This is a genomic window from Bacillus sp. Marseille-Q3570, assembly GCF_946151055.1.
Classification (GTDB): Bacteria; Bacillota; Bacilli; order Bacillales; family Fictibacillaceae; genus Pseudalkalibacillus.
The window spans coordinates 1-11,735 of record NZ_CAMGYZ010000027.1; the positions used below are offsets into that span (position 1 = coordinate 1).

General features: G+C 44.0%; 8 protein-coding genes and 1 tRNA gene. 3 read left to right on the forward strand and 6 right to left on the reverse strand.

What is annotated here, in order from left to right; genetic code table 11:
- Positions 1-230 precede the first annotated feature (230 nt).
- Positions 231-941: a response regulator gene (locus N8M93_RS22425; protein WP_261134866.1), complete on the reverse strand. Its 711-nt coding sequence runs from the start codon at positions 939-941 to the stop codon at positions 231-233.
- A complete protein-coding gene (dcuS, locus tag N8M93_RS22430) occupies positions 934-2,553 on the reverse strand; it encodes a DcuS/MalK family sensor histidine kinase (RefSeq protein WP_396125761.1) in 1,620 nt (539 codons plus the stop codon). Before dcuS ends, N8M93_RS22425 begins: the two co-directional genes overlap by 8 nt.
- Positions 2,554-2,691: 138 nt before the next feature.
- Between dcuS and N8M93_RS22435 the strand changes: the two genes are divergently transcribed.
- Positions 2,692-2,764: transfer RNA gene (locus N8M93_RS22435), tRNA-Arg, on the forward strand.
- A gap of 313 nt (positions 2,765-3,077) precedes the next feature.
- Here N8M93_RS22435 and N8M93_RS22440 read toward each other — a convergent pair.
- Positions 3,078-4,217 carry a M14 family zinc carboxypeptidase gene (locus N8M93_RS22440; RefSeq protein ID WP_261134867.1) on the reverse strand — a complete coding sequence of 380 codons (1,140 nt, stop codon included), beginning with the start codon at positions 4,215-4,217 and terminating at the stop codon, positions 3,078-3,080.
- Between the two features lie 59 nt (positions 4,218-4,276).
- Entirely contained in the window at positions 4,277-5,317 is a 1,041-nt protein-coding gene (locus N8M93_RS22445) for a M14 family metallopeptidase (protein WP_261134868.1), read from the reverse strand.
- Positions 5,318-5,708: 391 nt separating this feature from the next.
- Here N8M93_RS22445 and N8M93_RS22450 point away from each other — a divergent pair, with 391 nt between their 5' ends.
- Entirely contained in the window at positions 5,709-6,701 is a 993-nt protein-coding gene (locus N8M93_RS22450) for an LCP family protein (protein ID WP_261134869.1), read from the forward strand.
- A 311-nt stretch (positions 6,702-7,012) separates the two neighbouring features.
- Here the strand turns inward: N8M93_RS22450 and N8M93_RS22455 are convergent, their stop codons facing one another.
- Both N8M93_RS22455 and fdhF read right to left on the reverse strand, forming a co-directional pair.
- The gene (locus N8M93_RS22455; protein ID WP_261134870.1) at positions 7,013-7,486 is read right to left on the reverse strand and encodes a DUF1641 domain-containing protein; all 474 of its coding nucleotides are present in this window, start codon (positions 7,484-7,486) and stop codon (positions 7,013-7,015) included.
- A gap of 2 nt (positions 7,487-7,488) precedes the next feature.
- Positions 7,489-10,431 carry a formate dehydrogenase subunit alpha gene (fdhF, locus tag N8M93_RS22460; protein ID WP_261134873.1) on the reverse strand — a complete coding sequence of 981 codons (2,943 nt, stop codon included), beginning with the start codon at positions 10,429-10,431 and terminating at the stop codon, positions 7,489-7,491.
- 528 nt (positions 10,432-10,959) lie between these two features.
- On the opposite strand from fdhF, the gene clpP reads away from it, so the two are divergent.
- Entirely contained in the window at positions 10,960-11,559 is a 600-nt protein-coding gene (gene clpP, locus N8M93_RS22465) for an ATP-dependent Clp endopeptidase proteolytic subunit ClpP (protein WP_261134871.1), read from the forward strand.
- Positions 11,560-11,735 lie beyond the last annotated feature (176 nt).

Below are 11,735 nucleotides of genomic sequence, written 5' to 3' on the forward strand. Positions count from 1 at the left end.
TGATTAGGCAACAGTTTCACTTGGACCGTGACCGTCTGTGACATGTTTACCCCCTCGTTTTTTGTTCTTCGACATCCCATTGTTTTGGTTCTTTTTGTGTGTCTATATCCACATTATATCAAACATGTGTTCGCATCGAAAGAAGAAAAGAATGAATTATTCGCTTTCATCCCACCCCTAAAGGAGTAGGCTTTCCCGCTCATTAAAGGTGTAAACGGCAATATCACCGTTTACAAATAGGGCTTTATGATCGTTTCACTTTGTGGAACTCTTTGGTACCGAGTCTGCGGCCTGCCGACAGACCCATATACGGTTTGGGCGTACAGGGCACCGACATCAGTTAGAAAAGCTAAATATTTACGCGTCGAAACGCGTGAAATCCCAACGTTGAACGTGAGGTCTTCTGTTGAAAAAACGTGATCATCCAGTTCCTTTATTTCCTTCCAGACCATGCTTAACGTATCCTTGGTCAACCCTTTCGGCAACTCATTTCCTGCCGCCTCATCTTGATCATTATGGAACATCAATTCATCAAGTTCCTTTTGACTCGGTTCTCGATTCAGGTCAAAGTAAGTTTTCTTGCTTTTATATCTCTCCAGCGCTGAGCGGAACCTGTCAAACTCGAATGGTTTGATCAAATAATCCACCGCACCGAGCCGTAAAGCCTTGTTGATGCTCTCTTTATCGTTTGCAGCTGATATGACGATCACATCCAAAGCTGCATCTTCCGCACGTATCTCAGATAAAAGTTCTAACCCGTTGATCTCCGGCATGAAAATATCAAGCAAAATCAAATCGACTTTTTCTTGTTCCAGTGCTTTGAAGGCTGCAGCACCGTCACTTGAAACAGAGACAAGATTGAAACCTTCCATTTGTTCTAAGTATCGTTTATTGAATTCTGCTACCATTGGGTCATCTTCTACAATCAATACGTTAATCATCACTTTCATCCTTACTTTTATAGGGGATACATACTTCAAAAATAGTGCCTTTTCCTGCTTCAGAGGTGACACTCACATCACCATCTATTTTTTGAATACTTTCATTTACAAGATGCAGACCATATCCCCTCTTTGAATCTTTTGTGGAATATCCTTTTTCGAAGACTTGATTTAACTTCTCCTCGCTCATCCCTATACCTTTGTCTTTTACTTCAAGTGTAAGATACTCTTCCTCTTCATCAAAAACAAAACTGACCAATATTCTTTTGTCTTTCGCATTCTTGACAGCGTCCAATGCATTATCGATCAGATTTCCGACGATGGTGATGATTTCATGAATGATCTCCTGATTACGAGCCAGTGGGACGAAAGTGTCTTCTGATAATAGGACATTCTTGTTCTGTTCACGCGCATAACTCATCTTGGCTAGAACAAATCCTGCTAAAATCGGGTCCTTGATCCGTTTTGCGATAAAACCGATTTCTTCCTGGTAATGGTTCGTAATCTGATTAATGTATGCAGGCAGTTGATCGTAGGATTTCATATGGACCATCCCGAGGATGACATGAAGCTTATTTTTGAACTCGTGCGCCTGGGCTCGGAGTGCTTCCGCATACATTTTCACTCCTGTCAGTTCCTCGGCAAGACGTTTGATTTCCGTCAGATCACGGAAGGTCGATATTGCTCCTACCACTCGATCATCCACTTTGATCGGGACGATGTTCGCCAGTAAAGTGATGCCATTCAGGTTGGTCTCTTGATCGAGCAACGGGGACCCGGTCTTGATGACCGTGATAAGTTTAGAATCCGTTATGAAGGATTCGACCTGCTTACCGATCAATTCGTCCTTCACTCCAGCCTCACGAAAGATTTTTTCAGCTGTATCGTTCGCAAGTGTCACTTTCCCATTTTCATCGATGGTCAAGATCCCTTCCACTGTCGATTGGAGCATTTTATTCCGTTCTTCCAGTACTTTCGCGATTTGCGAAGGTTCGAGACCAAAGAGGATTTTCCGTACACGTCTGCCGAGGAAAATGGCTCCGATCACACCGATTAAAGCCCCGAACAGAATACCGATATAGATGATGTATCTGCTTTTACTGACAGCTTGTTCAATACTGCTCAATGAAATTCCGACCGCAACTGCACCGATTTGTTTTGTGCCTTCAGAGTTATAGATCGGTGTAAATGATCTGAGAGACATTCCGAGTGTCCCTTTCGCGATCGATACATGCTCATTTCCCTTTAAAACTTCAGCCTCATCACCGCCGACAAACGTTTTACCGATCTTTTCTTCATCAGGGTGGGACTTCCGGACACTGTTCATATCAAAAACAACGACATAGTCCACATTCGTCACTTCCCGGATATCTTCAGCAAACGTTTGGATCTCCCCCTCCGGCAGTTCACCTTCCATACTATTGATGACGACTGGAGAATTGGCGACCATTTTCGATATGTTCGTTGCCTTTTCTTCTAAATGCACTTGTGTCCGCTCAGAAACCTCTTGACCTATGAGAAGGTAAGTGACTAGAAGTGCCAGGATGACGACGCTGCATACGAGCAAGATGATTGTTGTTTGTAACCGTAGATTCGGCATTTTCAGTTTCACCAATATGCCCCCAAGATGACTTGGTTCGCTTTCCACCCAAAAATAGTTATTGCACGAATGCCAAGTCTACACTATAATATCCAATGCATATGTTTTTTCTATGCCTATTATAGAGTTTTCTATAGCCACTTGTCACATGCGCTCGTAGCTCAGGGGATAGAGCAATGGTTTCCGGTACCATGTGTCGGGGGTTCGATTCCCTCCGAGCGCGCTTAAGAAGGCCGTCCTGGAATTGATCCAGGGCGGTTTTTTTATGGTTTGAAAACTGGCACGATTATCTGAAAGTTCCCAATTACATCCTGTTTTGGGACATGGCTCCTGCTTTTGATCCTTCTCCTGTCCCAATTACGCCTCTTTTGGGACTCACCACCGCTCTTTTCTCCCTCTCCTGTCCCAATCCGCAGAAAACGAGCATCCTGGAGCGGCAAACTACCACTTTCAAGAGCAACAACGTTTCCGAAAACAGCCGTTCAAAAAAAGGACCCAAAGGCTGCGTTCAGCCTTCAGGTCCCTATTGCTATGCCTTATTGAATCGGTAAGATCCCTGCGTAATCAGTCAAGTATCCGTCAGCAGGATAAGCCGGGATGTCATTCCAATGATCTGGATCTACATCCTCGATTTCCTGTGTTGCGATCCCACTCAACAATTCCTTTAAAGCCAGGTAGTTTTGCTTAGTCAAATAACCGTTCGATTTCTGCCCTAGATTCCCTTCCCGTGTATTCCCTTTCGTTTCGAAAAAGATTGCAGGGTTGCTATGGCCTCCCGGATTCAGATTATTGTAATTCAACCCGAGCATCATGGCAGATACAACCCCGCCTTTGATGTCGATATAATACTTCGCATCATCTCCACCGACTTGATATTGATCGATGTGTGTATAGCCATAGTTGGTAAGCTTATCATAAACATAAGCTTGCATCTGTTTGGTCACTTCATTATAATAACCATCTTTCAACCCAGGAAGTGTCGGTCCATCTGGTGCTAACGAAATCCCGAGTGAGAAGCTAGTAGCTTCATTCGTTCCATAAACCGTCTTGAAACCTTGATGGTGAAGGTCGATTGCAAAATCCGGTTTGATATCTGCCCAATAAGCATAGACGACTTCTGATTCCTTCGCTTCGAAACCATTTAACGTCCAGTCCCTGTTCAGGTCGACATAGGCAGAATCATTCACAGGTTCACCGTTTTCATCCATCAATAATGTTTCTCGCTGGTTCATGATACTTCCATCTGGATTGTACATTGGGATGACGTAGAGAGTAAGTTCATCCAATAGTGTTTTGACATCAGGATTACCTGAACTACCCAACGTTTTTAGAAGTTGCATGACAGCTTCTGTCGTCAGCTTCTCATCACCATGAATCTGTGCTTGGATCCAGACCTTCGTATCTCCGTCTCCGACTTTAGCAGCGTAGATGCTTCGCCCTTGTTCAGTCGTTCCGTAATCATCAAGCGTCGATACTTCAATTTTCCCATCACTTTTTTGCTCAAGATGATGTAATTGATCGACCATTTCTTCATATGTCATGATACTGCTGATGTTATCTTTCCCATTCGTTGATGGTCCTCCTGGCTTCGTACTACTGGCAGCATAGACGCTACTGGAACCTAAAACCAATCCGGCAATTGACAGTAAAGTGATGAGTTTCAACAATTTATGCAAGCTCGAAAAACCTCCTGTGTTGTAAAAATCCGTATATCATTTTCTTAGCTGGCTTGTAGTTATTCCCCTTTCCAGCCACTTTCCGGAAGTGTATCCCAGAATGATGTATCCGCTGTTTCAATCGAACCGTCTGCAATTGCTTTTAACGCAGCGTCCATTGCCACAACAGCTTGCTGGATCAAGTAACCATTACTCTTTTGACCTAAAACATACGGTTCGTAGTAATGATCAGCCATTCCTCTCATTTCCATCAACAGCGTTGAGATTCCGTATTCGAGCGCAATTCCGTTTCGTCCGATTGTAGGAGCTGTTCCACCAACATACTTAGAGAGTGTTCCGTAGCCTTTCGCTTCGACCGCTTCATAAACAACTGAACCGAGCTTTTTAGACTTTTCGACAACATCAGCTGACACATTCTCATTCGTCGGATAAAGAATCGATCCTGACACAAGCTCATCACTATCTCCTAACGTTGTTTGCGTCCCTTGGTGGTGTAGGTCGATCATATAGTCTGGTTGATACTTTTGCAGGACGAACTCATGGAACGCTTGGGTTTCCGGCTGTTCTTTTGCTACATGATCGCGATTAAGATCGACCTCATTTGCGTTATAGCGCGTATGGGTTCCAGAGACATAATCTTCAAGTGAGAAATTGACGTCTCCCTCTGCGCCATCCACATTCAAACGAGGAGCAATAAGTACATTCACTTTTTCCAGGATGTCTTGTACCCCTTTTCCATTCGAAGTAAGATGCTGGATCATCTTCAAGGCACCTTCTGTCGTCAAGGTTTCATTTCCATGTTGCTGGGTTAAAAACAGAATGGTTGGATTTTCAGGATTGCTGATGAATTTTGCCAGATAAAGGTCTCGATCTTTAACGGACTTACCATATGATTCTACAGTCAACGCTTCAGATTTTTTGTCCTGTTTTTCTAAGAAAGCCACCATTTCCTCATAAGTGTGGAGCCTTTCATTTTTGATTGTTTCATTGCCATCGTAATTGGGACCTTCTCCTACAGCATTGACGTTCCCTACAGGAAAACTGAAAAGCATTCCAGCACTAAGTGCCACACTAGATAAAACTGTCATCGTTTTCTTCATTCTTTTTCCCCTTCCTTTCGTGAATCGAAATATATGTACAATCTTCTTTTAAAAACGACAATTTACCTTCAATATGAAAATAAACAGGCAAGAAAGTCTAGGGTTTCGACAAATACGAACAATCTTTTACAAAAGGGGAGGCTGGAGAACTAGTCTTATATATAGAGTTTTCTGTAGATGTTCTTTAATAACGGGGTATATTCTGATTCGACAATTTCTTTGTTCATATCTTCCGTTTTTTTGAAACTCTGGAGTATTTTAATCGTCTATCTATAAGGAGATCTTTTGACGGCTATACTGATAATACTGTGTAGTCATTCGAAAAGTATGATATAATTCATCAGGATATAGGATTTGAATTAACCAACTACTTACGGTGGTGACCATAGATATGCCCTCACGAATAGAACGAAAAAAACAAAAGCGCAAAAAGGGAAGCTTTCTGAAGAAGACTTTATTGGTATTGGCGATTCTTTTTATCGCGGTTGCAGGTTATGCTGCAATCCAATACTATCAAGGGCTTCAGCAGGCCGCACCTTCTGAAGAGATGGAAAGTGATTATGAATTCAATGCGCCAGATGAAAAAATAGAAGGTAAATACAATGTACTGTTACTAGGAGTCGATCGCAGAGGTGAGGAAGACTCTAGAACGGATACGATCATGATCGCACAATATGATACGAAGACCGATGAAATGAAACTGGTCTCATTGATGCGGGACTCATATGTTGAAATTCCGGGCTATAGCAAGAATAAAATCAATACAGCCTTTTTCCATGGGGGACCGGAACTCTTACGGAAAACGATCAAACACAATTTTAATATAGATATCCATTACTATGCCCTGGTTGATTTCAAAGGATTTGAACAGGTGGTCGATACGATCGCACCAGAGGGTATCGAGATGGATGTCGAAAAACGGATGTCTCAAAATATCGGGGTCACACTTGAACCCGGTGTCCAAAATTTGAATGGTAAGGAATTACTCGGGTATGCGAGATTCCGCCATGATGCTGAAGGAGATTTCGGACGTGTCAAACGTCAGCAAAAAGTGATTTCGAAAGTGAAAGACGAGTTCACTAGCCTTTATGGTATTTCCAAGCTTCCTAAGGTCATGGGGACGATCCAGCCTTACATCGACACGAATATGAAAATGTTCACAGCCATCGGCCTTGCCAAAGATGTCATGTTGAACAAAAGTCAAATCGAAACGATGAAAATTCCGATCGATAACTCATGGAACGACCCGACTTACCAGGGTGTGGGTCAAGTGCTTGAAATGGATATAGAACAAAACCGACAAGCCTTGAAAGAGTTCCTTGGAATGGATGAAAATTCAAGCAACATGACAACCAAAAACGAAGACGAAGATCCTGAATCGTAATGATAAAAAGTCAAACAAGCTGCCCATTGACATCAAAAAGATGTCCCAATGGGCAGCTTTTCTTATTGACATCGGTGCCATGCCACTTCGGATTGTACCGATTGTACCAGGCACAGAACAAGAACTCTTGGTACAACCGGACTTCCCGAGTGGTGCCAGGTACTTTTTGAAACCCCTTGGTATCACTGCATTCTTAATCGGTGCCAGGTACATTCTGCAATCCCTTGTCCCCCAACGCATCCCAAAGTGTACCTGGCACGCAGAAAGAACCCTTGTGCTGCAAGGGTTCTGAAAGGGTGCCAGGCACCGTGCTATTCTTCTTTGCCCATGCCTTTGAGAAAGGCGAGGATCATGCGGACGGAGCGATTGACTTCGGGATCTTTCAAGGTTTTGATCAGCTGGAACATGCTGATCATTTCCTCTTTTTCTTCTTCTTCGGTAGCTTCCAGTACACCCTGGTTGACCTTTTCCATGAATGGCTGCATTTTCGAGAATTCGATCGTTCCTAAGAAACCGATGAAATCGACGACATTACGAGCGAACTTCGCGTTATGCGGACGGTTGATCTCCCTGAAGAAAGCGGATGTCGCTTGATCACGATGATTCACCATTGCACTGATCAACGGCAGCATTTCACTTTCATGAAGCCTGTCCACCAGCACAATCAGATCCAGGATCGCATCCTTCCGTTCTGCCAGCGCTTGTTCAATCTCCTCCATGCCTTTTTCTCGGACTTCCTCTTTGGTCGGGACAAGTGGTTCAACTTTCCGTGTCGGCTTTGCCATTACTATTTCACTTCCTTCTTACGCACGACATTGCCAGGAAACACATAATCATCTCTTTTCCATTTTTCCTCGACTTTGATGCCAATTTGCGGTTGACGGTTACCGAATCGATGGTTGTTATGCGGAAGCGGTCTTTCTCCTTCAAAATCAAGCAATTCCATCTTCACTGCTGTATCTTTATAAGCCGGTGTATCGGTATCCTTGTCGACTTCACTTGAGGTCAGCTTGTTCACAGCAAGATCACCATTGTCATTCAACGGAATATAGAGCTCTTTCCCTTTCACCCGTTCTGTGACCACAACCCTGCCTTTGACCGATCCCGTCCGCGACGTCAGCCTTACCATCGATCCGTCTTTCAATCCACGGTCTTCCGCTAGCTCATGCGATACCTCGATGAACGCATGTGGCGTTTTCCGCGTAATTCCATGAGACTTATAGGTCATGTTCCCTTCATGGAAATGTTCGAGCAAACGGCCGCTATTGACGTGCAAGTCGTACTCCTCGTCTGTTCCTGTCGGTTCTGTCCAATCGACGAAATACAATCTTGCCCGCCCATCATCGAAATGGAATTTTTCTTCATAAAGCATCGGCATATCGATTCCTTCTTCATCCACTGGCCAAATCAAACTTTTGTATCCTTCCATCCGTTCATAGGAAACGCCTGCAAACATTGGGGTCAGCTTCGCGATTTCATCCATGACCTGTGCAGGTCCTTCGTACTCCCATCCTGCACCGAGTTCATTTGCGAGCATCTGCGTGATTTCCCAGTCTGGCTTGGAATCACCCAACGTCGGAAGCGCTGGATAAATACGCTGGATCCGTCTTTCCGTATTCGTGAATGTGCCCTCTTTTTCAAGGCTAGGTACAGCTGGTAAAATCACATCCGCAAATTCGGACGTTCTTGATAGAAACAGATCCTGGACGACAAAGAAATCAAGCTTTTCAAATCCGCGCTGGACGTAATTCGCATTTGCATCGACGATTCCCATATCCTCACCCTGAAGATAAAGGGCACGTAATGTTCCATCATGGATTGCATCGACCATGCCATGATTCGTCAACCCTGGTTCGCCGTTCAAATTCACGTCCCATGCCTCTTCAAACTTTTTACGGATCTCATCGTCCTGGACATCTTGATAGCCTGAAAAAGTGTTGGGCATACTGCCGAAATCACTGCACCCCTGCACGTTGTTATGTCCTCTGAGCGGATACGCACCTGTTCCATGACGGCCATAGTTCCCGGTGACGATCAATAAATTGGAGATCGCTGTACTAGTATCGCTGCCGCCCTTCTGTTGTGTAACGCCCATCGCCCAGCAAATGACTGTCGAATCCGATTCATGGATCGCTTCTGCAATTTTAATCATCATCTGTTTGGAAAGTCCCGTCTCTTTTTCAGCATAATCCAGTGTGAATTTCTGTATCTTTTCAAGGTACTCCTCGACATTTATAACACGACTCTTCAGAAATTCTTTGTCATGCCACCCTTGTTCAACAATGTAGTTCGTCACTGCGGAGAGCCAGACGAGGTCAGATCCCGGCTTCGGTTGGATGAACATATCTGCACGTTCAGCCATCTCATGCTCGCGGATATCAGCGACGATCATTTTCTGGCCGAACAGCTTTTGAGACCGCTTGATTTTAGAAGCTAAAACCGGGTGGGACTCTGCCGTGTTCGAGCCGATCGTAATGACAAGACTGGCTGTTTCGATATCCTTGAGTGAACCAGCGTCCCCGCCATAACCTACTGTCCGGAACAATCCTTTCGTCGCAGGAGACTGGCAATACCTCGAACAGTTATCAACGTTGTTGGTCCCGAAGATTTGACGTGCTAGCTTCTGCATCAAATAGGATTCTTCATTCGTCGCTTTGGAAGACGCAATGAATCCGAGTGCTTCAGGTCCGCTTTCCGCATGAATTTCTTTCAGCCTTTTTGCTATATGCGAAATCGCCTTGTCCCATTCCACTTCCTTGAACGTATCCCCTTCTCGGATAAGGGGCTTCGTCAATCTCTCTTCACTATTCACATAATCCCAGCCGAACTTTCCTTTCACACAAGTCGAGATTCCATTGGCTGGCGCTTCAGGCTGCGGCTGGATTTTTAAAATATGCCTGTCTTTCGTCCATACATCGAAACTGCAGCCGACTCCGCAATACGTACAGACCGTTTTTGTTTTCCGGATGCGATCCTCACGCATTTCCGCTTCCGTATCCGATATTGCGAACAACGGTCCGAACCCGGATTCAACATTTTTCGTAAAATCAATCATCGAACGCAGTGTCCCCTGTTCGACATTCGAAAGATAGCCTGCTTCCTTGATCATTGATTTTTCCATCAAAGCATTACACGGACAGACGGTTACACACTGGCCGCAGTTGACACAGGAGGATTCATCTATAGGAACGTCATTATCCCAAAGGACACGTGGCTGTTCACGTTCCCAATCGATCGTAAGGGTTTCATTGACTTCGACATCCTGACAAACCTCCACGCACCGGCCACACAATATACATTGGTTCGGATCATATCGATAAAAGGAACCTGTATCATCAATATCATAACCCTTCGATTGGAAAGGAATATTCTGATGTTCCTTCTGCATCTCAGCCACCGTGTTATGGATATCACAGCGACCATTATTATAGTCACACACCGTACAATACAATTCATGCTTGTGCAGAATCTTGTCCATCGCGTAATCCTGTGCTTTATGTACATCTTCATGCTGCGTATTGATTTCCATATCCGTTTCAATCTTCATCCCACAAGCACGCTGCAGCTCCCCATTCACCTCGACGATACACGTATCACAGCTCTCGATCGGGCCTAGACTTTCGTGAAAACAGATTGCCGGTACATCGACATCTTCCGCTTTCAGGAATTGAAGTACATTCTGATCTGCCGACGTCTGATACTCTTCACCATTGACATTTACTCGAATCATTTGATCAGACACGATTGAACCTCCTCTTTTTATCCCATAAGGGAAAGGAGCAAGCTTCATAGAAATCCGCCGCTCCCCTATATGAATTTGAAAAGTTCCCTATCTACTACATTGTTTCCCTTTCAAACTTGCGATAAACCACCTTTTGGAATTCGAGAACCTCTTATCCATCAATGGAATGAAGGTCCTCCGCGATTTCTTTTGAAGAATTGGACGTTTAAATCCGATAAGAAAGGGAAAAATGATATGATGTATACATAGCTTCTTACATAACGGTCACAAGTTCTTTTAAAAAGCTCTGTAATAAAATCATCATACTCGTTCAGGAAAATTGAGCCAGGAAAAACCCAGACTTCATGGATCGCCCGCGAGTGGATTTCGCAAGTAACAGAGCTTTTTGAATAGAGAAAAAAACGTCGAACGAAAAATCCGCTTGTAAGAGCCTAATAGTTTGACCTATATTGACCTATTGAGTAAGATGAAATTAAAGCCATAAAGATACTTATGGAAAGAGGAGGATTTCTGAATATGAACTTAATCCCAACAGTAATTGAACAAACGAACCGCGGGGAACGTGCCTATGATATCTACTCCCGCCTTCTAAAAGATCGCATCATCATGCTAGGGAGCGCAATTGATGACAATGTTGCAAACTCGATCGTTGCACAATTATTATTCTTAGCTGCAGAAGATCCTGAAAAAGACATATCACTTTACATCAACAGTCCTGGAGGATCGATCACATCAGGTATGGCGATCTATGATACGATGCAATTCATCAAGCCGAAAGTAAGCACAATCTGTATCGGCATGGCAGCATCTATGGGTGCATTCTTACTTACAGCAGGGGAACCCGGTAAGCGTTTCGCACTACCGAACAGTGAAGTCATGATCCACCAGCCGCTTGGCGGTACACAAGGTCAAGCTGCTGACATTGAAATCCATGCTCGCCGCATCATTGAAATGCGCGAGAAGATCAACAAGATCATTGCAGATCGCTCTGGTCAACCGGTTGAAGTTGTTGAACGCGATACAGATCGTGATAACTTCATGACGGCTCATCGTGCAAAAGAATATGGTCTGATCGACGACGTTATTGAAAAACCAGTGAATGTGGATAACAAATAAGGCATTTTATGAAAACTGGCTCCGAATCATTTCGGGGTCAGTTTTTTTATTTGGCTCTACAATATTTGTTGGGGTATAAGAAAAATTCACGTAAAAAAACACACTAGCTCCTATAACCTGTACACTTGAATTGACGAGAAACAAGAGTGGGGATAGGAGTTGTGTGTACGTGCATT